The 24,873-nt window shown below is 42.7% G+C and carries 21 protein-coding genes and 2 pseudogenes; 18 read left to right on the top strand and 5 right to left on the bottom strand.

Features of this window, described 5'->3' with window-relative positions:
- The first annotated feature begins 58 nt into the window (after positions 1-58).
- The 10 genes and pseudogenes from AC58U0_RS15100 (at position 59) to AC58U0_RS15055 (ending at position 9,918) form a co-directional block, all read left to right on the top strand.
- A complete protein-coding gene (locus AC58U0_RS15100; protein WP_497379760.1) occupies positions 59-1,990 on the top strand; it encodes a glycoside hydrolase family 43 protein in 1,932 nt (643 codons plus the stop codon).
- Between the two features lie 35 nt (positions 1,991-2,025).
- Entirely contained in the window at positions 2,026-2,367 is a 342-nt protein-coding gene (locus AC58U0_RS15095; protein WP_497379927.1) for a hypothetical protein, read from the top strand.
- Positions 2,352-2,774, top strand: coding sequence for a beta-galactosidase small subunit-related protein (locus AC58U0_RS15090; protein ID WP_497379759.1), 423 nt, complete (start codon positions 2,352-2,354; stop codon positions 2,772-2,774). The genes AC58U0_RS15095 and AC58U0_RS15090 overlap by 16 nt, the downstream gene beginning before the upstream one ends.
- Positions 2,775-2,958: 184 nt before the next feature.
- The gene (locus tag AC58U0_RS15085) at positions 2,959-3,900 is read left to right on the top strand and encodes an ABC transporter permease (protein ID WP_497379758.1); all 942 of its coding nucleotides are present in this window, start codon (positions 2,959-2,961) and stop codon (positions 3,898-3,900) included.
- A 28-nt stretch (positions 3,901-3,928) separates the two neighbouring features.
- Positions 3,929-4,810: a carbohydrate ABC transporter permease gene (locus AC58U0_RS15080; protein WP_497379757.1), complete on the top strand. Its 882-nt coding sequence runs from the start codon at positions 3,929-3,931 to the stop codon at positions 4,808-4,810.
- A gap of 83 nt (positions 4,811-4,893) precedes the next feature.
- On the top strand, positions 4,894-6,480 hold the full coding sequence (locus tag AC58U0_RS15075; RefSeq protein WP_497379756.1) for a type 2 periplasmic-binding domain-containing protein: 1,587 nt from the start codon (positions 4,894-4,896) through the stop codon (positions 6,478-6,480).
- A gap of 31 nt (positions 6,481-6,511) precedes the next feature.
- Complete coding sequence (locus tag AC58U0_RS15070; RefSeq protein WP_497379755.1) at positions 6,512-8,341, top strand: sensor histidine kinase; 1,830 nt, start codon at positions 6,512-6,514, stop codon at positions 8,339-8,341.
- Positions 8,325-9,074, top strand: a complete 750-nt coding sequence (locus AC58U0_RS15065) for a response regulator transcription factor (protein ID WP_497379926.1) — start codon at positions 8,325-8,327, stop codon at positions 9,072-9,074. The genes AC58U0_RS15070 and AC58U0_RS15065 overlap by 17 nt, the downstream gene beginning before the upstream one ends.
- A 265-nt stretch (positions 9,075-9,339) precedes the next feature.
- A pseudogene (locus AC58U0_RS15060) lies at positions 9,340-9,609 on the top strand (hypothetical protein); the annotation flags it as partial.
- 96 nt (positions 9,610-9,705) lie between these two features.
- Positions 9,706-9,918 (top strand): CDGSH iron-sulfur domain-containing protein, encoded by a 213-nt coding sequence (locus tag AC58U0_RS15055; protein ID WP_497379925.1) that lies wholly within the window; start codon positions 9,706-9,708, stop codon positions 9,916-9,918.
- 208 nt (positions 9,919-10,126) lie between these two features.
- Here the strand turns inward: AC58U0_RS15055 and AC58U0_RS15050 are convergent, their stop codons facing one another.
- Positions 10,127-10,342, bottom strand: a complete 216-nt coding sequence (locus AC58U0_RS15050; protein WP_497379924.1) for an AraC family transcriptional regulator N-terminal domain-containing protein — start codon at positions 10,340-10,342, stop codon at positions 10,127-10,129.
- 5 nt (positions 10,343-10,347) lie between these two features.
- Complete coding sequence (locus AC58U0_RS15045; protein WP_497379923.1) at positions 10,348-11,214, bottom strand: LysR family transcriptional regulator; 867 nt, start codon at positions 11,212-11,214, stop codon at positions 10,348-10,350.
- Positions 11,215-12,123: 909 nt separating this feature from the next.
- On the opposite strand from AC58U0_RS15045, the gene AC58U0_RS15040 reads away from it, so the two are divergent.
- The 3 genes from AC58U0_RS15040 to AC58U0_RS15030 all read left to right on the top strand — a co-directional run bounded on the left by AC58U0_RS15040 (position 12,124) and on the right by AC58U0_RS15030 (position 15,427).
- The gene (locus AC58U0_RS15040) at positions 12,124-13,308 is read left to right on the top strand and encodes an MFS transporter (protein ID WP_497379754.1); all 1,185 of its coding nucleotides are present in this window, start codon (positions 12,124-12,126) and stop codon (positions 13,306-13,308) included.
- A gap of 16 nt (positions 13,309-13,324) precedes the next feature.
- A complete protein-coding gene (locus AC58U0_RS15035) occupies positions 13,325-14,650 on the top strand; it encodes an ISL3 family transposase (protein WP_497379753.1) in 1,326 nt (441 codons plus the stop codon).
- Between the two features lie 120 nt (positions 14,651-14,770).
- Positions 14,771-15,427, top strand: a complete 657-nt coding sequence (locus AC58U0_RS15030) for an FMN-dependent NADH-azoreductase (RefSeq protein WP_497379752.1) — start codon at positions 14,771-14,773, stop codon at positions 15,425-15,427.
- A 467-nt stretch (positions 15,428-15,894) separates the two neighbouring features.
- Here the strand turns inward: AC58U0_RS15030 and AC58U0_RS15025 are convergent, their stop codons facing one another.
- On the bottom strand, positions 15,895-16,590 hold the full coding sequence (locus tag AC58U0_RS15025; protein WP_497379751.1) for an alpha/beta fold hydrolase: 696 nt from the start codon (positions 16,588-16,590) through the stop codon (positions 15,895-15,897).
- Between the two features lie 1,231 nt (positions 16,591-17,821).
- Between AC58U0_RS15025 and AC58U0_RS15020 the strand changes: the two genes are divergently transcribed.
- Entirely contained in the window at positions 17,822-18,634 is an 813-nt protein-coding gene (locus AC58U0_RS15020; protein ID WP_497379750.1) for an MOSC domain-containing protein, read from the top strand.
- Positions 18,635-18,755: 121 nt separating this feature from the next.
- Here AC58U0_RS15020 and AC58U0_RS15015 read toward each other — a convergent pair whose 3' ends face one another.
- Entirely contained in the window at positions 18,756-19,094 is a 339-nt protein-coding gene (locus AC58U0_RS15015) for an ArsR/SmtB family transcription factor (RefSeq protein ID WP_497379749.1), read from the bottom strand.
- Positions 19,095-19,289: 195 nt separating this feature from the next.
- On the opposite strand from AC58U0_RS15015, the gene AC58U0_RS15010 reads away from it, so the two are divergent.
- The 4 genes from AC58U0_RS15010 (at position 19,290) to AC58U0_RS14995 (ending at position 24,384) form a co-directional block, all read left to right on the top strand.
- The gene (locus tag AC58U0_RS15010) at positions 19,290-20,477 is read left to right on the top strand and encodes an MFS transporter (protein ID WP_497379748.1); all 1,188 of its coding nucleotides are present in this window, start codon (positions 19,290-19,292) and stop codon (positions 20,475-20,477) included.
- A gap of 270 nt (positions 20,478-20,747) precedes the next feature.
- Positions 20,748-22,199: a spore germination protein gene (locus AC58U0_RS15005; RefSeq protein WP_497379747.1), complete on the top strand. Its 1,452-nt coding sequence runs from the start codon at positions 20,748-20,750 to the stop codon at positions 22,197-22,199.
- Between the two features lie 23 nt (positions 22,200-22,222).
- Positions 22,223-23,311: a GerAB/ArcD/ProY family transporter gene (locus AC58U0_RS15000; protein ID WP_497379746.1), complete on the top strand. Its 1,089-nt coding sequence runs from the start codon at positions 22,223-22,225 to the stop codon at positions 23,309-23,311.
- Entirely contained in the window at positions 23,236-24,384 is a 1,149-nt protein-coding gene (locus AC58U0_RS14995) for a Ger(x)C family spore germination protein (RefSeq protein ID WP_497379922.1), read from the top strand. Before AC58U0_RS15000 ends, AC58U0_RS14995 begins: the two co-directional genes overlap by 76 nt.
- Before the next feature lie 191 nt (positions 24,385-24,575).
- On the opposite strand, the pseudogene AC58U0_RS14990 reads toward AC58U0_RS14995, so the two are convergent.
- Positions 24,576-24,715: pseudogene (locus tag AC58U0_RS14990) on the bottom strand (IS1595 family transposase); the annotation flags it as partial.
- Between the last annotated feature and the right edge of the window lie 158 nt (positions 24,716-24,873).

Here is a 24,873-nt window from a genome sequence, read left to right as displayed (position 1 = left end):
TTTAAACCCTCGCAGCAAAGACATCATATGAATGATCCACTTTCGTGCCGAGCGGAGAATGCCCGATCACGAAGAATATGACGGTTACCTGTCCGTTTATATTAACGATGACGGCAAAGGCGGCGGAGAGGAAAATGGAACGAATCGAAAATTCCATAAAGGGGAGGACTTTATTTTGACAGTACATAACAGCAAATATTCAGGTTACCTTTTGGTACATTTTATCGGGGAGCAGCTTGAGGGTGAACAGGTCTATTTCTCTTATAGTGAGGATGGCTTGCATTGGAAAGACCTGAACGCGAGCTTACCGGTTCTACGTTCGGAACTAGGGGAAAAGGGCGTGAGGGATCCGTTTATCGTGCGCTCGCCTAAGGAGGACAAGTTTTATCTAATTGCCACGGATCTCCGCATTGCAAACGGAAAGGGCTGGGACACTGCGGTGAATGCCGGAAGCCGCGACATTATCGTATGGGAATCCGCCGATCTGGTGCACTGGTCTTCACCGTGGGCAATCACGCTTGGCATACCGGGTGCCGGCTGCGTCTGGGCGCCGGAGGCCATTTATGATGAAGTTGCGGACGAATTCCTGGTGTTCTGGGCCTCCGCGACGCAGGAGCCGCAGGAAATAGAGCGGAAACAAAAGATCTATAGCGCCCGTACCAGGGATTTCCGCAGCTTCATAGCGCCTGAAAAGTATATTGAACGGGATAACCACATCATTGATACCACGATCATTGCCCAAAATGGTACCTACTACCGTTATTCCAAAGATGAAACGACTAAGAATATCCGGGTCGAAAAAGGCACATCACTGGAAAAAGACTCCTTTACCAATCTGTCCGCTCCGGCTTTGGAGGAATTGTTAGGTGTGGAAGGCCCGCAAATTTTCAAGTTGAACGATCGCGAGGAGTGGTGCCTTATTGTGGATCGCTTTGCGGAAGGAAAGGGCTACCTCCCCTTGCTGACCTCCGACCTTGAAAGCGGAGAATTCCGGGTTCTGCCGGAAGGGTCGTTCGATTTGGGGAAAACTAAGAAACGCCATGGCGGAGTCCTTCCTATTACCGCTGATGAATGCAGCCGCCTTCTGGCGGCGTTTGGCGACGGCCATCAGGTGCTGTCCGGACAATTTGCTGACCCGGATCTTGTGAAGTTCGGCGACCGCTATTACCTTTATCCCACAACCGACGGCTTCACGGGCTGGTCGGGCACGCAATTTCATGCGTTTTCTTCGGCTGACATGCGCATTTGGAAAGACGAAGGCGTGATTTTGGATCTTGCGACGGAAGATGTACCCTGGGCTGTCGGCAGCGCATGGGCTCCAGCCATTGCCAGCATAGACGGTAAATATTACTATTATTTCTGTGGCAAAATGGAAAGCGGAGAGAGCGCCATAGGGGTTGCGGTTGCCGAAACTCCGGCAGGGCAGTTTCGCGCGCAACCGGAGCCGCTTATTACCATGGAACAGATGAAGCGTCTGGGAATCGCCATGGGCCAGACCATTGACCCATCCGTCTTTACCCAGGATGACGGTACGGCTTACATACTGTTTGGAAATGCACACCCTGCAATCGTACAGCTCGGCGAAGATATGGTAAGCGTCATTGAGGATACGATGAAGAATCTTGCCGGACTGCACGACTTCCGGGAGGCGGTCACCGTTCTGAGGCGTGGCGGGCAGTATCACTTCACGTGGTCCTGCGATGACACCGGCAGCGAGGATTACCACGTGAACTATGGCACGGCGGAGCATCTTTACGGTCCAGTAACTTACCGCTACCCGGTGCTTGTCAAAAATAAGGAAAAGGATATGCTCGGCACCGCTCATCATTCAATTCTCCAGGAGCCGGGCACCGATAAGTATTGGATTGCGTATCACCGGTTTGTCACGCCGCTGACCCGGTTTACACAAGGAAAAGGCTATCACCGCGAAGTTTGCATAGACCCCCTCACCTTTGGCGAAGACGGGTTGATGCAGCAGGTGAAACTGTAGAGGAAGCTATGTAGCTCCAACCCAAGTATTCAGGCATAATAGGAAAGATTCGCTTTCGTTCCGCTTCTCTCCTTTATCGGGAACGAGCTTCTCAATTAGGGGAGAGAGGTGTGCGCGATCCGTTCATGACCCGTTCGCCCCAAGGGGATAAGTTATTCTTGTTGGAGACGGAACTCAAGGCGCACGGAAACGGAAGTTGGCATCGCGCCGTAACCGAAGGCAGCCGCTCCATCCTGATATGGGAATCGAATGATCTGATTCATTGGTCCGAGCAGAGGATGGTAGAAGTTGCGCCTCCGGATGCCGGCTGTGCTTGGGCGCCGGAAGCGATCTATGACGCCGATTCGGAGCCCTGCCAGAGATGTTCGCTATATTGAAATGGTACGGTAGAGGATTGCATGAGAACTACATCGACCGTAAGACAAGCGCTCCTGTCGGATTGTATCACAGCTCAGTAGACGAACAACATTATCCTTATATCGTGCCGGTAGAATGCGGCGGCAAGGAAGATGTCCGCTGGTTGGAACTATCCGATTCAATGGGAAGGGGCATCCGAGTGGAAGGAGAACGGCCGCTTCATTTCGATGTGCATCGCAATTCGGTTGCGGAATACGCAGCTGCACGGCACCAATCGGATCTTGTACGCGGTGATCGTATCTGGTTAAACATCGATCATGCACATACCGGACTCGGTGGAGATAATGGTTGGAGTACTACTATTCATCGGGAATATCAAATTACTCCAAATGTTTACCAGTATGCTTTTTTCATAAAACCTTTGTGAGCATTTAGACTACATAGAACCCCATTCTTCTTTAGTATGTAGAATGGGGTTTTGTGCTGCAATAAGCTTTCTTTAAAATAGGCACACTTATCTTGGAAAAGAACCGTATCCTCCCAGCCCCCTTCAAATTATAATTTAGACATAGAGAAAATAATAAAAATAAATCTAGAGGGTGGTGATAGCCATGAACAACGACTTATTTTTAAAACGCTTTCAAAATCAACTGCCATTTCAGATATTCGTCTGGTTAGGTCTTTTATTCCTGTTGATTTTTAGTTACATTCCCATGTTCGGTATTATTATCGCGTTCAAGAATTACAAAATATCGACGGGAATTGAAGGCATATTTACAAGCCCATGGGCAGGGTTCGCCCATTTCAAGGAGTTAATTAATGATTACAATTTCCCGATGTTAGTACGTAATACGCTGGTTTTAAGCTTGTTAAAAATTATCTTCTCTTACCCGATCCCGATCCTGTTTGCTATTCTGCTTAGCGAAGTGAAGCATGTATTCCTCAAACGGTTCGTCCAGACGGTTAGTTACTTGCCTCATTTCATCTCCTGGGTAGTCGTAACCGGCATTGCTTATTCGTTCTTCTCAAGCGGTTTCGGCATCATTAACTACCTGTTGCAAGCGCTTCATCTCGTTGATAAACCTCTCGACATTCTGACGAACCCCGACGCTTTCTGGGGACTTGCGGTTTCTACGGCCATCTGGAAAGAGGCGGGATGGTGGACGATTATCTTTCTTGCGGCACTTGCCGGTATCGACCCGTCGCTCTATGAGGCTGCGGAAATCGATGGAGCGGGGAGGCTTAAGCGAATTCTCTATATTACGCTGCCTGGACTGAAGAACGCAAGCATCGTCGTTTTGATTCTAACCATTGGAAGTATGCTTGGCGGCGGATTAGTCGGGTCGAACTTCGAACAGTCGATGCTGCTTGGCAATACATTAAACAGCGAGACGTCGCAGATCATCCAAACGTATGCCTTCACGATTGGACTCGCTCAAGGGAGATTCTCGTTCGCGACTGCAATTGACTTGATGCAATCCGTCATTTCGGTTATCCTGATTTTCACCAGCAACGCCATCGCCAAACGGCTGTCGGGAACCGGATTGTTCTAGCACGACAAGAAAAAAGAGGTGGTTCATTTTGCGCAGAAGAAAAACAGTCGAGGATCGCGTGCTGGATTCCATTATAGCAATCGTCCTAGTCATTATCGTTTTCATTACGGTATATCCGTTCTATTACATTTTGTTGATCACGTTTAACGCCGGCACCGACACAGCCGCTGGAGGCATGTATCTATGGCCTAGAAGCTTCACACTCGGTAACTATCTTTATTTTCTCGAAAATCCGAAATGGATCAAATCGCTAGGCATCTCGGTGCTCCGAACCGTCTTGGGGACAGTGCTTGCAGTTCTCTTTACTTGTCTGGTCGCTTATGGACTGAGCAAGAAAGATTTGATCTTTCGCAAAGGCTACTTCTTAATTGTCATCGTTTCCATGAATTTTTCAGGTGGATTGATCTCTTACTATATTGTTTTGAAGAGCCTAAAGCTGATCAATACATTCGGCGTATATGTGATTCCGAGCATGCTGAATCTGTTCTTTCTGCTGATTGCGATCTCTTTTTTCAGGGAAATCCCCGATGAGCTTGGGGAGTCAGCCCGGATGGATGGAGCTTCCGAGATTCATATTTTCCTGAAAATCATTCTTCCGGTCTCCATGCCGCTGCTGGCGACAATGAGTCTATTCTTGGGCTCAGGTCAGTGGAACTCATGGCTCGATTCGGCTTATTTCGTCCAGGACGAGAACTTACGTACGCTTACTTATCGGATGATGCAAGTCATCAATCAGTCAATGGTACCTTCAGGAGAAGCACAGATGGCCGCCATGTCAAGATCGAGTGTCACACCCTTTTCTATCCAGGCTACGGCTATGGTTGTCTCGATCGTTCCTATTCTCTGCGTGTATCCATTTCTGCAAAAGCATTTTGTATCAGGTATCATGCTTGGTTCCGTCAAGGGTTGAAAAAGAATGTTTTTATAGCATTTTGATTAGGACATGAATCAGGGTGCTCTAAAATAATAAGTAATTATGAAGGGGGAAAGAAAATGAATAAAAGAACTCAAATGACTACCAAACTTGTGGTTGCCCCACTCCTGATAGGAGGCATACTTGCGGGCTGCAGCACGAGTACGGATCAAGGAGGCAAAGTGAGCAGCACTCCAACGGCATCCACTGCCACTGTGAGTACAAGCGGGAACTCGAGTTCCTGTACATCGCCTGTTGAGTTAAACATGTTCGTCGATGCGACCTGGTATCCGTTTCAGGAATGGTCGGGCGAAATTCCGGAAGCGATTACAAAAGCAACCTGTGTGAAGCCAAAAGTCACTGTTGCTACTGATGACAAGCAGCTGGCTTTGATGACGGCTTCCGGTGATTTGCCGGATATCGTGGTATCTTTCAACTTCAAACTGATGTCAGATGCGAAACTCAGTCTTCCGTACAATCAAATCTTTCCAAAGTACGCTCCAGATGTAAAATTTGACCCGATTAAAGCGCTAGTTAGTACCGTAACTGACGGCAACTATTACGCTATCCGCAATGATTTCTCAACAGAAGCCGAATGGAAGGCCAATCCCTACGCACATATGATGGTACCGGGACTTGCCATGCGCAAAGATATTTTGGAGGAAATCGGAAATCCAGCCATCAAGTCGATTGACGACCTTAATAAGGTTTTCGCCGATGTTAAAGCTAAGCACCCTGAGATGACGCCATTAATCCTGAACCCGAATTGGCAAAGACCGTTCTTTGATACGCAGTTCGGTGCTCAAGGCGGGTTTGTCGACAAGAACGGCAAAATTGAATATTACCTCAGACAGGATGAGGTACGCAAGTCGATGCTGTATATGAACAGTTTATATCGCAACGGCTTTGTCACATCAGAAAATTTCGCGTATAAGAACGAGACGGAGACTGAACAAATGGTACTCGCGGGCAAAGGCTATGCATACACGTGGACCTATTCCGGCGCGGACCGCCTCAATGCAGACTCAAAAGATAAAAACCTCAAGTTCGTTCAACTCGCGGAGCCGCTCGGACCAAACGCATCCATTATAAGTACAGGGACTGGCGGACTCGGCATGTACGTAACTAAGAACAATAAGAATGTCGAGGCGACCGTGAGGCTTCTCAAATACTTATTTTCGGAAGATGGTTGGAGAACAGCGGAGTGGGGAATTAAAGATAAGGACTGGACTTGGAACGCAGCGGGATATCCGGAATTTAATTATGATGTCCAAAATGTTGAACTTCTTAAGAAGAAAGGTGTTTATTGGTGGGGCGTGCCTACGGAGAGCGGTGTTGGTATGGCACTAGGTTCCTACAAGAAAGGTTCGGAAACGACGCGACAAGGAGAAGCCTACTCGAAAATCACGAAGTATAACCCCGCGATCGGCATGATCAATCCAGATACCGATTCTCCAGAGCAGATTATTCGGGCGAATATCGATAATATGGTGAAAACGGAAGTCACGAAAGTGTATCTTTCTCAATCGGAAGCGGAAGCCGCAAAAGCTTACGATGACATGCTGAGCAAGGCTGAGAAAATTGGGATCGCCAAGCTGGAAGATTGGGCTACAAAGCAATACGGACCGTTGAAGGAAAAGTACGATAGTTTGACGAAAGCAAAATAAGAGATCAAACAAACTCATACGGAATGTCGGCATGCTTAAAACGTCGACCATTCCGTATGAGTTCGTTCATTTCGGAAACGGAGCTGTGATGAATATGCGCATGAGTACTAAAATGATAGTAGGCTATATCCTTCTGATCATTATTCCGTTTCTTACTTTTGCATATTTTGTTTATAGCCAAATGAATGACAAGTTTATTACGCAATATCAATTAGCTAATCAGCAAAACATTGAGCAATTGGCTGTTAATCTTGACGCTAGTCTAGTTAAGATCGAATCACTTTACTCGATATATCAGAATAATAACGCCTTAATTGAATTTTTACGAGGCGATTACACCAATGATCGAGATTTAATTTACGCCTATCTGAAAGAAATCGTACCAGCTATTTCATTTTCTTATCTTGGAGAGAAGTTTGTTCGGAATCTTACCATATACCCTAAATACGAAGAACGTTTATTGAACGTTACAGGTTTTAAGGCTTATCGCGAATTGGAAGATGTCATTAAAGACTCTGAGTGGAAGGAAATGGGGCCGAAAAAAGGGTTATGGACAATCGATTCCACCACTGAAGTACCAACACTGGCTTACTTTCACAAGATTTATAACGAATCGTACTCTAACGATCTTGGTGTACTTCAAATTACTGTCCAATCCATATTCTTTGAGGAGTTCCTCCAACAACTTCGGAGCCTTCACCCTAACAATTCAATCTTATTGGTGAATCAAGAGGGCAACATCGTGTATCAAAAAATGGACAATGCTTTTAAGAAAAATCAACTAACGGAGATTAAGTCTTCCGCCCTTGCGAATGGGAGCAAAACGTTTATGACTGATCGCAACCAAATGCTTATCAATTCAACGGGCTTGTCGAGACTGGGGCTTACGATTATTGAAATTAACAAGAAGGATGCCTTGTTTACGTTGCTCCGCCATAAGATCTGGTGGATAACGGGAGGCTTTGCCTTGCTTGCCTTGTTGACCATTCTGTATTACGTTTTTGTTTCTTCCCTAACCAAACGACTCATTCTATTGTCGCGACATATGCGCCGGGTAGAAGCGGATTCCTTAAATCATCCATACACCGGGCGTGCAGGAAAAGATGAGGTCGGATTTCTGATCTTGAATTACAATGGCATGATTAATCGAATTGATGAACTTGTAAACCGTGTCCAAAAAGTAGAATTGCTGAAGAAAGAAGCTGAGTTTAGAATGCTGCAAGCACAAATTCAGCCCCATTTTTTATATAATACACTGGAAACGATGCGTATGCTGGCCAGGGCGAGCGGTGACTCCACTGTTGCGGATATGGCGTATTCCCTTGGGGATCTTTTGCGTTACAGTTTGACCAAACAAGATGAAACGACTCTTCAGGATGAATTGAACAATGTAAAAAGGTACCTTTCCATCCATCAAATTCGGATGCGAGATCTTCACTATGAGATATCCCCCCAAGAAGGGTTGATGGCGTTGAAATGTCCGCGGTTTATTTTACAGCCGTTAGTAGAAAACAGTATCATTCATGGTCTATCGAAGCGAAGAGGAGCCAAACGAATCACCATACAATTTGCCATCGAGCAGGATTACGCGATCATCGAGGTATCTGACAACGGATCAGGTATACCCGAAGATAAGTTGATATTACTGCGACAAGCACTTGCAGGCGAAGCTGTTAGCGGTATTTTTGAGAAACAAGGAACGGGCATTGGCCTTACAAATGTAGCCGAACGGGTGAAAGCGTATTTCGGCGGGCATTCAGGCGTGATGTTTAACAGCGCTCCTGGTGAAGGAACAGTTTGCTCACTTAGACTTTATTTAAAGGAGAACGGCGATGCTGAAGTTAATGATCGTGGACGATGAACAGATTATTTTGGCTGGCATCCGGGACATGGTAGAAAATGAAAATACCGCTTTCACCAAAATTGTTACGGCTAACGATGGTATCGAAGCGCTTGAAATTATGGATTACTTTCGTCCTGACTTGATAATAACTGACATTCAGATGCCTGAAATGGATGGTTTGACTTTTATTCGCGAGGCTCAAAAGAAAGATGTCTCCCGCTTTATCATTCTCTCGGGATATGATGAGTTTAAATATGCACGTGAGGGAATTCGCTTGCAAGTCAAAGAATACTTGTTGAAACCTATTAATCAGTTGGAGTTAGCCGAATTATTAAAAAGAATGGCAATTGATATTATGGAAGAGAAACAAGCCATTCAGATAAAAACGCAAGAAGCTGGGGAACCACAAGGGACCTCAAATGACAATATCAGAATCTTAATTGACTATATCAAGACAAATTATATGAAGGATATTTCTCTTAATGACGCTGCCTCCTTATTGGATCAGCATCCCGTGTATGTAGGGCAATTATTTAAAAAGGAAACAGGTAACACATTCAACTTTTCTTTGAATGAAATTCGAGTGGAGAAGGCTAAACAGCTACTGATCGGAATGAAGGGAATGTCCATGGACAAGATTGCGACTCACGTTGGTTACGAAAACCGGCGAACATTTTATAAAGTCTTTCGCAAATATACGGGGCAGACACCAGGTGAATACAGGGAAGCAATCCAAGTTGGACAATGTTGACAATTCAAATGTGGAATGTGTATTAGCAGCCAATACGATGCAGGTTTATTGCAATTCAAACCCATCGAGCTATTGAGGCAGAGCAGCCCCGATTCCGATGCCACCAATACTAATCAGCATGATCAGTATCTCAGTGAATGAACGAATCCGTTTAAGAAAAGGCTTGTTGTTACAAAGAGTAAGCCACAAAAAGCAATCCATTTCATCAACTTCATGTTTCTTCCAATCGTTTTCCCAATAATAAAAGAAGCTAAGCATAGACCTCCTTGTGGGTATGGGAGTTCTGCCGCTTCAATTCATCGAAGGAATAAGCTGGAATGCACTTGGTCATACGGGTCATGAAACATTCGATATAACAGGCTTGAGCAATGATGTTCAACCAGGTTCAACAGCTATTGTAACTGTAACTCGTGAAGATGGTACAACGTTTAATTTTAACGTATTAGTACTTTTGGATAGCTTGGTCGATGTAGATTACTATCGCAATGGCGGTATTCTGCAAACCGTTCTCCGTCAGATGATCGCGGAAAATTAGAAGCTAAGAGAGATTGACCTTATTTTCATATTGAGGAGCTGATTATGGGTTGTATTAATTCAATAAATAACAGCGAAAAAAGTAAGAATACTGAGGATCAGGCAGAAGAACAGAATAATCAAAGAGAATGATAACGGATCGCTTCGGATTACGGGGGCAGTCGAGCTGTTGGACGCTGAGGGCAACCAGTTCGAGCACAAACAAACGTTCTCGTTGTGCCGATGTGGTGGATCAAACAACAAGCCTTTCTGCGACGGCACCCATAAGTCTATGGGTTTTGAGAACACACCAAGAGCGAAGAAAGAGTAAATAAACGTCAGGCGCATCCGGAGAAAGGACACTTTGTTTTTATACATGGTTGGCAGCTAAGCAATAAACAGATGGAGTATAGTTGATGTTCTTCCAGCAAAGGGATACCGCTGTAATTCAAATAAGCCAATGGGCTAGTTGACGAGTGCATCGGATGTGTTAATGTATTCCATGGCAGCCGTGGTGTAAAGCCCTAGCATGCTTGCACTCATGAAGCGGACCGCGGGCTCGAATCCCCTCGGCTCCACCATTCGAGCGAAGCCTCTATGACACTGCCGATGATCGGCAATTCTACGGTAGGAATCGAAGGAGCGTATCGGTAGGCTTCCTCGGTCAGTCTAGCCGTCTTCACCTCTTGCGCCACGACGCAAATGGACGGCTTTAATACAGATTCCAGTGTTTCTGACAATCGTTTGATACGCATTAGTGTCAAAGAAGGCACGGACGTTCCATTAAAAGATCTATAAACTCCCTCGCTGCTTTCTCCATATAGCGGTCTTTAAGATAAATCACTCCTATTTCCCTACGTAGAGAAGGATTCGTAATGGGAATCATACTCAAATCTTGATGAGGGTACATCTCTAAAAGTGTTTTAGACAAAATGGATACTCCTGCACCTGATCGGATCAGCATCAACAAGGATCTAATGGTTGAGGTCTCAATTTTTGGTTTTAAATCAAAGCCGAGGCTTGAACATGTCGAATCGATCATCTTACGACAACGATGAGTGCTTGGGAACATAATAACGGGTTCTTTCTTTATCTCTTCAAAAGAAATGGTTTTGTGGTCAGCAAAGGGATGATCAGACTTCACCACAAAATAATAATCTTCTACATAAAGAGGTACTATTCTTAATCGTTCATCCTCCACAGGTAGAATGGTAACAGCGAAGTCGAGTTTGTTTAGGATGAGTGGTTCTATAACATCTACTAAGCCATTTAGCTTGATTTGAATTTTTGGGTGTTTTTTATGGAAGTCGACCAGCAAACTGGATACTAACTCATTGATCTCTCCAATTAGCGCTCCAATAGACAGTGTACCACGCTCAATGTGCTGCAACTCAAAAATCTCTTCACGCGCTCCAGTCAAGGAACTGAAAATAGTGCTGCAATGATTGTATAAAATACTCCCAGCCTCCGTGATCGCGATTTTTTTACCGATTCGACTAAATAGGGGAATGCCCATCTCGTCCTCGAGAAGCTTGATCTGATAGCTTAACGTAGGCTGCGTAATTCCTAAACTCTCAGCTGCACGGGTAAAATGAAGCTCCTCGCATATCGCTTTAAAACACTCCAGTTGTCTAAACTCCAGGGAACCCCCCTCCTTTTACGCGTACGTCTTCTATTTATTGTAGGTTAAGAAAATTAATTTATCAATAGAGTGATTTTTATTGAAACGATAGAAGAATTCTATTAACCTGCGAAACCAAAACGGGTCGCACAATAAGCATCATTTAAATTTTCGATGGTTATTATTCAAATTAACATATTGATCTATTGATCCTTTTTTCACTACAATATTTACATGCAATCAAGAAAGGAGGATAGAACATATGAGATCAGGAGGTAGAACTAAATTTCTTCATATTCAGCAAGCCTGATTTTTAACAAAGAGTTTTCCTGTTGAGCCAGGAAACGCTATACGTCTAGCTCAAGGCGTCTGGATTGTACCGCACCTACATTATCGACAAAACAGAAGGGGTTAAATTATCATGTCCAAAATGCTTGTTATCAATGCTCACACACATGTAGATCGCAACAATCAATTAGTTACTGGGTACTGAACCACTTCTTAAGAGGTATATAATCAGCTAAATCCTAAGGAAACCGTGGAGCAAATCAACCTGTAGGACGAACAGATTCCCCTTGTGGACTGTGCTGTATTAAGCGCCAGAGATAAGCTTCGGAAGGGAGAGCCCCTTATCATACGAAGTCTATACGCCAATAAGAAGGAGATGAATTGCGGAGAGGTAGGCGACATTCGCGGTACTTCAAAATCGAATAATTCGTATCATTTACGCAATTTAAGGGAGGCGAAATTATCAAGGTACGAAAAGAATCTCAAACGAGGTATATGAGTATCGATAGGAAGACCTTTGAAACTTACTTACCCGGATTTCTGGATAAGTTTTAGAAAGAAATTCTTTTTTTGTTCACTAGTTCAATATTAATCGAACTATTAAAATAACAACAAAGGGTGAATAACATGAATAAATTAACAGCTTTATTTTTCGTCATCATGTTTCTTATCGGTACGGATACATTTATAATTTCTCCGCTTATCCCCACTCTTCAGGAATTGTTTCACATCCGGACCGAATATGCCGGTTGGATGGTGGGAGCCTACGCTTTAGGTTATGCCATTTTTGCACTCATTGCCGGTCCGCTTTCCGATGGGTGGGATCGCAAAAAAGTAATGCTTTTTGGGATGTTTTGCTTCTCGATTTCAACCATCTTATGCGGCTTTGCCTTTAATTTTTGGTCGATGTTTTTATTCCGAGCTTTGGCCGGATTCGGCGCAGCGTTTACAACGCCTCAAATCTGGGCTTCCATCCCGACTTTGTTTCCTGCGCAGAAGGTCGCCAAAGTATTCGGAATTGTAATGGCGGGCTTGGCTTCTGCCCAAGCGTTCGGCATACCTATTGGAGGTTTGCTTGCTGCAACTCATTGGTCTTATCCTTTCTATACAATCGGCGCATGTTCGCTGCTAGCGACGGTATTTATCTTTTACACTTTGCCCGCAATGAAACCGAATCAAGATCAAAGAACCAAGATGCCAATCTTTAAAAGATATGTCCTTCTATTGAATAGCCGAATGGCGAGAAGATCTTTCCTGGCTCATTTCTTGTTTCAATGCGGATTCATGGCTGCTTTTGCTTTCATTGGAAAATGGATGACAGACCGCTTTGAGCTTTCGGTCGATCACGTGGGGTTCGTGATGATTTTTCTGGGTCTTGGGAATATGGTGGGGAGCATCGGCGGTGTTTATGTGATCAAAATATTGGGTCGTTTGAACACACTGGTAATTGGCTTTGTTGTCTCCATTGCATGTTTTCTAGTTTTACCTCACTTGTCGTCGGTTTCGGCTTTCGAAGGTGCATACTTTTTCGTATTCGCTAACATGGGAATATCATTTCCGCTAATCATGGGACTTCTGACTTCATTAAATCCGACGATCCGTGGCACGATCACAAGCATGGCCAATTCAGCCATGTACGCTGCGACAACACTCGGTTCTTGGATCGCAGGCTTGCTTTATGCGACTTTTAACGGTTTTACCGCCGTTGGCCTATTTGCGGCTCTCTGCATTGTCGGTTCATTGTTAGCTTTTTTTTCAAGTGGCATTTTACCTGTCCAGGAGAAAACAAAAAAGGAGCTTGTAGAATCATAAATGCATAGTAACTCAAATGGATATTCTTAATCTTCCAAAATTCAACATCCTAAGTATTCGTGAGAATGAATTTGATTTTCTTATCCAGGTGGTGACGAACTCTCCACCTTTAACATGTCCTCATTGTGGATGCCTAACGAACCTCTACAAGCACGATAACAGGGAACAGATTTGTATGGACTTGCCTATTCGCGGCAAGCGTGTAGAACTTCTAATAAAGCGTCAGAGGTATCGCTGTAGAGTCTGCAATCGAACCTTTTGGGAACGCTTAGACCACACCATAGACGAGAAGCGAAGCTGCACCAAACGATTATTGTTTTATGTAGAGAAGCAAAGCCTTAAACGCACGTTTGTCAGCATATCTGACGATGTTGGATTGAATGAAAAAACGGTTCGTAACATCTTTCGTGATTACATTAATCGTGTTAAAGAAACGCTTCGGTTTGAAACTCCTAATTGGCTTGGGATTAACGAAATACACATTATCAAGCCAAGGTGCGTTTTAACCAACTTGGAGGAACATACTTTGTTAGACGTTCTGCCCAATCGTAACAAGGAAACCGTTGTAAACTTTCTCTCACGCCTTACAAATAGAGAACGAATAAAATACGTCGTAATGGATATGTGCAAACCGTATAAGGACGCTGTGAGGGCTGTATTGCCAAAAGCTATTATCATCGTCGATAAGTTTCCCGTTCTCTGTATGGCAAACCAAGCGTTAGAAACCATCCGCAAACAGCTTAAAAAGAGCTTATCGCCGAAGGAACGGCGTGGGCTTATGAACGACCGCTTTATCCTCTTTAAACGCCATAAAGAGCTTACAGTGATGGATAGGATACTGCTTGACCTCTGGACGAATCATTACCCGTCTCTCGGCCTTGCGTATAACTTGAAGGAATCTTTCTTTGACTTATGGGATAGTGACAGCAGACAAAAGGCATACCTCAAATATCACGATTGGAAAGCTAAGTTACCAAATGAACTCCATGCGGCGTTTGAGCCTCTTACAAAGGCTATGGAGAACTGGGAAGAAGAGATATTCGCCTACTTCGATCATCGCGTCACCAACGTTTATACCGAGTCACTGAATAACCTTATCCGTATCACTAACCGTTTAGGTAGGGGCTATTTATTCGAAGCCCTACGAGCCAAAATTCTCTTTACAGAGGAGCTTGCAAAGCAACGTAAGCCAAAGTATCAGTGGCGGACCGATACCTACGTTCCGGAAGAAAACTTCCCAATGTGCAAAATGCCCTACGTTACTCGTGAACCGGAAGAAACAACTTTGCTTGGTATTGATATTCTCACCTTAATTGAGAAATTGGAAAAGGGCGAATTATAAGCACTTTTCCACCATAAATTCTCCGATTTTGTTTGACAAATCAGTATCGCAAGATTTATTGAAGATTCGATCAATAGACGATTAAGTTATCGTTAATAAACCAAAAGGAATGATTATATAATGTCCAAAATGCTAGTTATCAATGCCCACCCCCAAGTGGAGTCGCAACAATCCATTAGTTTGCTCGTACTGAACCACTTCCTGAGCATATATAAGCAGCTAAATCCAACGGAAACCGTGGAGCAAATCAACCTGTACGACGAACAGATTCCACTTGTGGACCGTACGGTATTAAGCGCCAGTGATAAACTTCGGAAGGGAGAGCCCCTTACTGATGCCGAACAGCAAGTCACGGATCGAAGGAACGAGATACTTAAACAGTTCAAAGATTCGACAAAATATGTCGTTGCGATGCCACTGCACAATTTTAACATTCCTTCTAAACTGAAGGATTACATGGATACGATTATTATTCCGCGCGAGACGTATAAATTTACCGAGAACGGCTCCGTCGGATTGTTATACGACGGCCGCAGCATACTCGTTATTCAAGGGAGCGGCTCCGTCTATACGAACGATGATTGGTATACGGAGGTTGAATATTCGCACAAGTACCTTAAATCTATGTTTAATTTCCTTGGGATCGAGGATTATCAAATCATTAGGGCGCAAGGGACGGCCATCTTAAAATGGGAGGAAATTCTGGACAAAGCATACCGTGAAGCGGAGGAAGCGGCCCAACGTTTGACTGCAGTCAACCATAAGGTTACCGATTAAAGATAATGTCGGCAAAGGGTTCAATCCCCAGCGCCGGCATTTTTTCATCATAACAGGCGTTTAACCGCATATTCCATTCAGGTTCTATCGGTCCTTGACGGCAGCTAACTTCAAGTGGAGAAGAAGCGGCAGTAACTTTTTGGATATTTAATCGGCTCAAGCAAAACTACAGGTCCGTCGGAGTTATCGTCAGCAAAATCGTCATCCAAACTTCAAGGATTTCATCATGTAGAAGAATTTCTTGTTTGATTTTCATGACTCTCCTTACGTTATCGAACTCCACAAAAAAATGTATAAAACGTGCTCATTCTTCAACGAAAACAAAAAAGGAGCTGCTGCAAGCAACTCCTGCATGAAAAATTAAATTGACATGAACTTGTTTCCATAACTATTGTCCTGGTGCTCCGTGTTTACGAATTACCGCTCCCTTATGAGACAAAGGGGTCATGGTACGAAGCTACTCACTTTTAACCAATATTAAGCAGAATGTTACATAGTTGTTCTGGAGTTGAATAGAACGGCGAATGGTCTGTATCCAACGTGAATACTTCCTTGCAGGGAGATGCGGCTTGCATTTGCCTCTGCATGTCGATTGGTATGGCATTATCACGAAGGGCTTCAATGTAGTAACGAGGGACTTGACCAAAATTTTTTTGCGTCAGGCTCACCGGTGTCACAAATGGACTCGTGGCTTGCACCTGTATCCGAGATACTGCCCCGGCTACATCCTCATCTAGGCAATTGTTGAAGAACGTATCCTTTGCTTTGTCTGCGGGAACGGTAATTGTGCTCCCCTCTTCAGAGACCCGCATATTGGGATTAGGCGGAATCACGAGCATATTTTGACCATTCTGTAATAGAAATGCGGTTAAATAAACGAGCGATTTAATTCGATTCGGACGGTACTCGGCTGCTTGCGATACAACAATCCCGCCCATGCTGTGTCCGACTAGAATAACCTCTTGATCAAGTCCATCAATAGCAGCTACCACACGATTTGCATACAAGTCGAGCGTCACCTCTGAAATTGGGGTTTGGTCTTCTCCGTGTCCGGGTAAATCGATAGCAATTACACGATGACCGGCGGTTTCTAACAAAGGAACGATTTTTTCCCAACACCAAGCTCCGTGCCACGCGCCGTGAATGAGTAGATAAGTAGACAACGAAATCACCTCTGAATAATATGTTATAATACGTGAAGTTAAATTTCACACCTGATAACAAGGGACCAAGCCACCTCGCAGTCAGCAGGCAGACGACAAGGGTGAACTGCAGCAAATGAACTGTTTCAAACAGCAAAAACCCGAAGAGAAATAACCATTTAACTGCAATTATTTATGCATTTTGGCCAAGATTTTTTCTAACGATTTTTGAAACAACCCTCCATTTCTGCCGCGGGGAAAAAAATATTCTAAAGATTTCAGAACAACATAAATAGAGCTGCCCGGGTTAAGGGGCTCCATTTATGTTGTTAATTGCTAAAATTTAGTTTCATAGTTCAATTATTATTGAACTATTGAACAAAAAAGAATTTCTTTCTACAACGTATCCAATACCGTGAATATCTCCCACTTCCCCGCAATTCATCTCCTTCTTATTGGCAATAGAGTTCGTATGATCTCCAATCTGGTTTCATCAGCTAATGCCTTAAATATTCTCGCCCTATGCTCATCATTCATTATTTTTTGAGTTAGAGTAGTCATAAAGCCATTGTACTAAGAAATAGATACAGATCAAGTCTTTAGAGAAATACCACCATATTCTCCGATTTATAAGTGAAATGTTTTGAGTTTGTCTTCACTATAAAATCCGAAGACCCGAAAAATAAAACGCATTTACAGGCAAAGCGATGTCTTAGCAAGTGAAAGCCCCCGTCCCATCCTCAACATAAAGAGTCCACAATCAGAGGTCAGAAAGAAAAGCAATACATTCAGCGAAAAGTTTAACTAAGTACAATTGCTCAATAAACGGGAGCAGGCGCCGCGGCGATTTGCTCCTGTTCGTTGTAGTAACGGGAGTTTAGTGCGGATTAAATCAGGTACTAAAAAAGACCTCATAATACGAACGGGCAGATTACTTATAATACACCCACGGTATGGCACTTCTTTCTACAAAGTAGGAATACACGATTCAATCAGTTCTATCTAAAGTCCGTCTTACGGGCATTTTCCTGATTGATTTTTTCAAATCACATTAGAGTGCCTCTTCAAGCATGGTCACATAATTCCAGCACAAGTAATTCGATTTATTTCATCTATAAATATGATCGAAAAAGCGTTATTGATATATGTCTTGAATAAAATTAAAGTTAAGAAACAAAGTATGCAGGTTCAGATGTAGTAGAGATATTAGAGGGAAATGGGGATAATTATCAATTTGAAGGAGATGTTACATATGAGTCAGCTTACTGTAGTATCGTTGTGGAGATATCCCGTTAAATCCATGATGGGTGAAGAATTAAATGCAACCCATATCACAGAAAAAGGGGTTGTTGGAGATCGTAAGTTTGCTTTAATTGATACATCAACAGGTAAACTTGCGAATGCCAAGAATCCCTTAAAATGGCCGAACATGTTCGATTATCGGGCTGCCTATGTTGAACCGCCTCAAGATCCGGCGAACCTTCCTGTGGTTAGAATCACTTTTCCCGATGGCAATTGGGGTGTGACAACAGATGGAGACTTAAATCAAAGGCTGACGGACAAACTTTCCAGGCCGGTCCAAATAGCCACGCTTTCGTCTGAAACCGATGGTGTTCAATTTGAAGGATATATACCTGATATTGAAGGACTGAACAATCGGAATACCATTTTTACACGCAGTTCTCCGGAAGGAACTTTTTATGATATTGATATCATTCACTTATTAACAACGGCAAGTCTAAACCAATTGAGGGGGCTTATTCCGGAAAGCCGGATTGAAGTCAAACGTTTCAGGACCAATATTGTAATCGATGTACCGGATGAAGAAGGATTTGTTGAAAACAGTTGGATTGGCAAAAATATACGAATAGGCGATGAAGTTATGCTTCAAGTTACGCAACCTTGTATCCGATGCATTATGACTACCTTGTCTCAAGGTGATCTGCCTAATGACCCATCAATTTTGCGGGCAGCAGTCAAGCATAATGAGGGAGCCATGGGCGTTTATGCGAAGGTGATCCAAACAGGTCGAATTCGTCGTGGAGATAAAATCGTAATTGAATAGAATAGCCATTCATGGAATAAATCCGTTTTCGCGAGCATCGAGTAAATAAACGCCACCTAGTTGGCCAAATAAAAAAGTCCAATGGCTAAAATCAATTAGCTCATTGGGCTTTTTTGCGGGATTACTTCGGATGAAGCAGCTTCGTTTTCTTATCGGAAGCCTCGTAAGCGGACAGTATAGATGATAATAATCCGGGGAAACGTAATTCTAGATCCTCGGTTCTCAAGGATATGAGCCGCTGGGTGCCTTGTACGCGAACGCTTACGACGCCAGCTTCTCTTAATGTGCGGTAATGATGGGACATCGTGGATTTCACAACGGGTACTTCGATGTCTCCGCAAGGCCGTTCACATCCTTCGTGGAGCTCCGAAACGATTAACAAGCGTATGGGATCGCTCAGTGCATATAAAACAGTGGATAATTGAATGTCAGCACGGTCTGGATGATATAAATGCTTCACTCGAAATCCTCCTTATTTTTTTGAGTATATCATTCAATTATAACATAACCCGTGTTATTATTCTATTGTACTATTATTATCGAACTAACGAAATTAAGACGGGAGTGAAGTATTAACCATGCAAGAAGTGCATAATTCAAAGTGGTTAACATTGAATTATGAAACATGCTTTTTTTAAAGAAAGAAGGGATCAGCGTGGAGAAAGACAGATTATGGAGTCGGGATTTCGTAACGATAAGTTTAAGTCATTTTTTTATCTTCATGACTTTTTATATGTTAGTCGTGACCTTGCCGCAATTTGTACTCGATGAGCTTCATGGAAGTAAGCAAAGCATTGGACTTGTTATCACGTTTTTTGTCATTACTGCGGTCATTTCCAGACCTTTAACCGGAAAGTGGCTAGAAGAGATAAACAGACGAAAACTTTTAATTATTTCATTAATTATTTCTACATTATGTAGTTTGTCGTATATATGGATTGACAACTATTCTGTCCTACTCGTATTGCGGTTTATTCATGGTTTTGCTTTTGGAATGGTGACTACGTCCACTTCAGCCATTGTTCTGGATACTATCCCTGAACATCGGAAAGGAGAGGGAGTTGGCTATTTTAGTTTGTTTATGAGTCTCGCGATGGTCATTGGGCCTTTTGTTGGCCTATGGATAACAACGCATACTAGCTATGGAATCATGTTCTTTGCGGTTGTTGTATTTTCGCTGCTGTCCCTGTTGTTCGGGGTGCTTACAAGCTTCCCGAAATACGTGGACCGTTCAACATCAAACGCAGTTGTCAAAGGGTTTCGACGTTACATCGAGACGTCGGCGATACCCATTTCCATAGCCGGCTTTTTTCTTGCGTTTTCTTATGGTGCCTTATCTACATTTATCTCCGTATACGCCAAAACGCTTGGGCTGGAGCGTATTGCCAGCTACTTTTTTGTCATTCTCGCATTGATGATCCTCCTAACTAGACCTTTTACCGGGCGATTATTCGATCGAAAAGGAGAGCATGTCCTTGCTTATCCAGGAATCATCTTATTCATCTTCGGCATGATCTGGTTAAGCCAAGCTTATTCGGCACCTGTATTTCTTATTACGTCAGGAATTATTGGACTCGGATATGGTGCTATCTTCCCTAGCTTTATGACCATTGCGGTTAAAGCTTCACCAGGTCATCGCAGAGGAATCGCTATCAGTACGTTTTTAGTGTTTTTTGACTCAGGGTATGGAATAGGCTCCTATTTGCTCGGTATTCTTGCTGCGAAGACAAACTATCACATGATGTTCCTTATAGGTGGATTTATCATGATTTTAACTCTTGTAATCTATTACTTATTCCATCATCGGCGTCAGACAAAGGAAAGACTTAAATCTGAAATGTAGACCGAAGTGAAAGGCATATTAAAAGCCCTTTCTCCACCATAAATTCCGCATACCTTAAAAACATCGCCAAGCAAATTGTGGTGATGTTTTTGTTTGCAAGGGGAATGGTTGGGGTTACAAGACGGAACTGAACGATGTTCATGGATGAATCAAGATCGGCGCCGATCTTTTGTGAAGTAATGTAGAGTAATCATAATAGTCCGTATAGTTGTCCGCTGCAAGAGAGAAAATAAATCGAATTTAAAAATCAGGAAAGAATTGTGAATAATAATGGATTCAGTACCTCATGTATGGAAAGAGCTTAATGAATCATCCGATTTTGTTTATTTCTATCACAAAACCAACACGGAGCCTTATTTCATTGGCTATTTTAAATCACTCACTGAGTCAAAAGTCTTGAACGAACATATCCTTGGTTCCTTGAGCAAGGATTTGGATGTTTCTTTGGATGATTTGTACAAGTTGATCCCGGTTGCCGAAAAAGAAATGTCTTCCGATTGGAATTACATTCGATATAAATTATTGCGTGGATATGTAGCCATACAACATGGTCTTCAAAATACTAATTGCCTATTGATCAATGCCGTTTTATCAAAGGGCCGCAACGTAACCAAACCCGAAATCGAATTTAACGTGGAAGGACCGAAAGAAGCCTTTGTTGAATCGCTGGACACCAATCTTAACCTGATCCGCAAGCGAATTCCCATTCCCAAGTTAAGAATAAAAGAGATCATTGTAGGTAGTGTGTCCGAGTCGAGAGTGGCCATTTGTTACATGGATGGAATTACGAATGAACAATATGTAAATACATGTATCCAGCGTTTAGAGAACTTACAATTCGATATGGTGTCAGATATAACCTTGGTTCAACAAATGATCGAAGATAATTCAAACTCCATCTTTCCTCAGTTGCTTGGGACCGAAAGGACGGATCGCGTTGCTTGGAGCTTAACACTAGGGCAGGTTTGTATTTTGATTGACGGGTCCCCGACTGCGATTCTAGGACCTGTTACCTTGGGATTATTTTTCACCTCCTATGAAGATTATTTTCTGCCATGGATCATCGGCTCTATCATTCGGTTGATCCGCATTATTTCTGTTGTGTTTTCCGTCTTGGCCTCATCCGTATATGTTGCTGTTATGACATATCATGGTCACGGTATTTCAAATATTTTTTTGCCCACGATTATTTCCTCCAGGATAAATGTACCTTTTCCTCCTGTTGTGGAAGTGCTCATTATGGAGCTTGTCATTGAACTGTTACGGGAAGCAGGTGCTAGATTACCTACCAAAATCGGACAAACAATCGGTATTGTTGGGGGGATCGTACTCGGTACCGCGGCTGTTGAAGCCGCTCTGACCAGCAACTTTTTATTAATCATTGTGGCGTTGTCGGCTATGGCTTCTTTCACAACTCCCGTTTATCGCATGAGTACAACCATACGTATTCTTCGGTTTCCGTTTATTATCGCAGCACAAGTATGGGGGTTATTAGGTATTTTCATTTGTGCCCTTGCCGTTATTACCCATTTGTTGCGATTGACTTCTCTCGGGATGCCTTACCTAGTTCCTTTTTATCCTTTTCGGATTTCAAACCTGTACGATACGGTAATACGTCCTCCATTTTCAAAATTTCATCATCGACCAAGTTTTTTCAGAACGAAAAATTCAGTAAGATTCGATAAGAGAAATGCAAACTTAAAAAAAGACATCGACGAATGATTCAGTTTTGGGAGTGAAAATAGTTGAATTCAACAGTTAATGAAAGGTATACCGTATCACCCTATCTAATTTTCGTTGTGATTCAATCGATGCAGTTCGGGTTAGGATTTCTGTCCATGGCGATCAAGCCTATTCAATTGGCCGGCCAAGATGCCTGGGTTTCCGTCCTCCTTTGCGCAATCATTATACATGTCGTCATATATATGATTTATCGAATTCTCAACCATAATGAGGCGGACCTTATACATATCCATCAACAGTTTTTCGGAAAATGGGCGGGCGGTGGTCTTAACCTTATCTTTATCGGATATTTCCTGCTGAATTCTACTTATCAAATTCGGCTTTTTATTGAAGTTATACAAGTATGGATATTTCCTGATATGAAAACTTGGCCGCTGGCTTTAGTTTTACTCTTGCTTACGTATTACATGGTTGCAGGAGGATTTCGAGTTATCGTTGGCATCTGTTTGCTTAGCTTATTAAGCAATATTCTTTTTGTATCTGCACTTTTTACGGCACCATTTTTTCATTTCAGCAATTTATTGCCCATAATGGATCATTCGCCAAGCGATATCATCAAAGCATCAAAGGAATTGACCTTTTCTTATATGGGCGTGGAGATGATATTTTTTTGTTACTCTTTCATCAAAACACCAAAAAAGTCTCAAAGGTGGGCACATTGGGGAAATATAACCATAACAACACTTTATCTTGTCGAAATCTTCATTCAATTGTTACTGTTCAAATCTGAACAATTATCAACAGAAATTTGGCCGGCATTATCGAAATATAAATTTATTCAATTTCCTTTCATTGAACATTTTGAATTTATCGGCGCATCTGCAACGATATTACGGTTATTTCCTATCGTATGCTTATGTCTTTGGGCTTCAAGCCGAATGATGAAGTTAATGTTCACTATAAAACAATTGACAGTCCTACCGATATTTTTGATTCTGATTTTCATTGCCGTATGTTTGATTCCAGATCGAAACAGTATTGAAGTTGTTCAATCGTGGTTATCAAAGATCGGATTATGCATTATTTATGTGTACATCCCATTGATGTACATACTCGATATAGTCAGAATGAAAGTGAGAAGAACGGTATGAGTCGGGTTTTATTCGGACTACTGGCTGCCTGCTTATTGTTAACAGGATGTGTGAAACAACAAATTTTGGATAGAATAAATCTTTTTATTGTCTCTGCATTCGATGAGTCAACAAAGAATCAAATCGAAATTACGTTGGCGGTGCCCAAGTTTCAATCCGGAAAACCCGGTTCTGTTTCAACCGAGTTGTTCTCAAAAGTGGGTCATACAAGCTTGGGTATCAGAGAATTAATGAGTATGCAGTTAGATCGGCCCCTGAATCCAGGGAAACTTTCTGTGGTTTTGTATGGAAAAGATATGGCAGCAAATGGGCTGGCAAAAGAATTGGATGTGTTTTTGCGCAATGCTTTTTTTTCGCGCAGAATGTACTTGGCCGTTGTCGATGGAAGCGCAAAGAAACTGTTGGAAGAAAACTTCAGTTCAAAGGAAGAAAAAGGGATGTTTTTGTACAATTTACTCGATACAACTACACGTAAGGGGCTTCTTCCAAGCCAAAATCTTCACGAATTCGAATATTCCCTTATAGGTAAAGGAATGGACCCGTTTTTGCCGCTCCTTAAATTGCAAAACGGTCAAGTAATGATTTCGGGTACAGCTTTATTTAAGAATGATAAGTATGTAGTATCCCTCAATGAAAAACAGTCGCGGCTCATGAAACTTCTTCTTACTAATATGAATCACGGTACCCTTGAGGTAAAGCTTGACGATGAGTCTTACCTTGCAGTGGAGAACATCGGGTCAAAAGTGAGTTATCGAATCAATCCAGATCCGAAAAGTCCAAATGTGATGATCAACCTTGTCTTAAACGCTAAAATTAGAGATGCAAGGGAGGTTCGTCTTCCAAAACAAGAGCTCCAAAGAATCAAAGATAGTTTAGAAAATGATCTTCACACAACCGGATTGGATCTAATAAAGTTGTTTAAAAAAGAAGGGATCGATCCACTCGGATTAGGTGATTTCGTACGGAGTAAAACACGAAATTGGAATGAAGAAGAATGGAAAAAAGTTTATCCAACGATGAACGTTGGTTTGTATGTAAAGGTGAATCTCACGGAAACGGGGATCAAGAAATAGAGGACCCTTGATGAAGAAGATGAAAGCTAAAAAACACTAAGTTTCCAAGTATTATCATTGGCAGCTTAGTGTTTTTTTATATGCTAAGACATACGACGCTTTGTCATTTAGCTGCCATTATAGATTAGGATAAAAATCACTGCTCCTTTTTGTCTTTACCGCTAAAGTAAACGATAACAACACTGTATTAGCGTTTTGACAACATATTTCCCATATCGCACGACTGTCTGAGTTTTGCTATGCGGACATACAAGACCATCTTTATGCTTCTGCTCGGCTCTCGTTTTCCATAATCATCCAATGAGTCGGTAAGTTTTTTTAATTCCTTCAAATCTCACGGGTCTATCATCTCCGTGGTCCGGATCGCGGGGGCATATGACTCCGGAGATGATTTTGCCGCCGGTTATGCTGCCTCGAGCGAGGCGCCTGATCTTGCTTTCGGCCGCTTTGCTGCGCTAACGAACGCATCTTGTCAATTGTAAGACATTG

It is taken from the genome of Paenibacillus sp. J31P190 (assembly GCF_059692075.1).
The sequence above is the reverse complement of the archived record's forward strand: the minus strand, read 5'-3'. Positions and strand labels throughout refer to the sequence as shown.

Coding starts and splice junctions, on each gene's coding strand:
- AC58U0_RS15035 (WP_497379753.1), top strand. CDS start 13,325: ATGGATATTCTTAATCTTCCAAAATTCAACATCCTAAGTATTCGTGAG.
- AC58U0_RS15100 (WP_497379760.1), top strand. CDS start 59: ATGCCCGATCACGAAGAATATGACGGTTACCTGTCCGTTTATATTAAC.
- AC58U0_RS15020 (WP_497379750.1), top strand. CDS start 17,822: ATGAGTCAGCTTACTGTAGTATCGTTGTGGAGATATCCCGTTAAATCC.
- AC58U0_RS15005 (WP_497379747.1), top strand. CDS start 20,748: ATGGATTCAGTACCTCATGTATGGAAAGAGCTTAATGAATCATCCGAT.
- AC58U0_RS15090 (WP_497379759.1), top strand. CDS start 2,352: ATGTTCGCTATATTGAAATGGTACGGTAGAGGATTGCATGAGAACTAC.
- AC58U0_RS15065 (WP_497379926.1), top strand. CDS start 8,325: ATGATCGTGGACGATGAACAGATTATTTTGGCTGGCATCCGGGACATG.
- AC58U0_RS15070 (WP_497379755.1), top strand. CDS start 6,512: ATGCTTAAAACGTCGACCATTCCGTATGAGTTCGTTCATTTCGGAAAC.
- AC58U0_RS15030 (WP_497379752.1), top strand. CDS start 14,771: ATGTCCAAAATGCTAGTTATCAATGCCCACCCCCAAGTGGAGTCGCAA.
- AC58U0_RS15040 (WP_497379754.1), top strand. CDS start 12,124: ATGAATAAATTAACAGCTTTATTTTTCGTCATCATGTTTCTTATCGGT.
- AC58U0_RS15075 (WP_497379756.1), top strand. CDS start 4,894: ATGAATAAAAGAACTCAAATGACTACCAAACTTGTGGTTGCCCCACTC.
- AC58U0_RS14995 (WP_497379922.1), top strand. CDS start 23,236: ATGCATTATTTATGTGTACATCCCATTGATGTACATACTCGATATAGT.
- AC58U0_RS15050 (WP_497379924.1), bottom strand. CDS start 10,342: ATGCGTATCAAACGATTGTCAGAAACACTGGAATCTGTATTAAAGCCG.
- AC58U0_RS15085 (WP_497379758.1), top strand. CDS start 2,959: ATGAACAACGACTTATTTTTAAAACGCTTTCAAAATCAACTGCCATTT.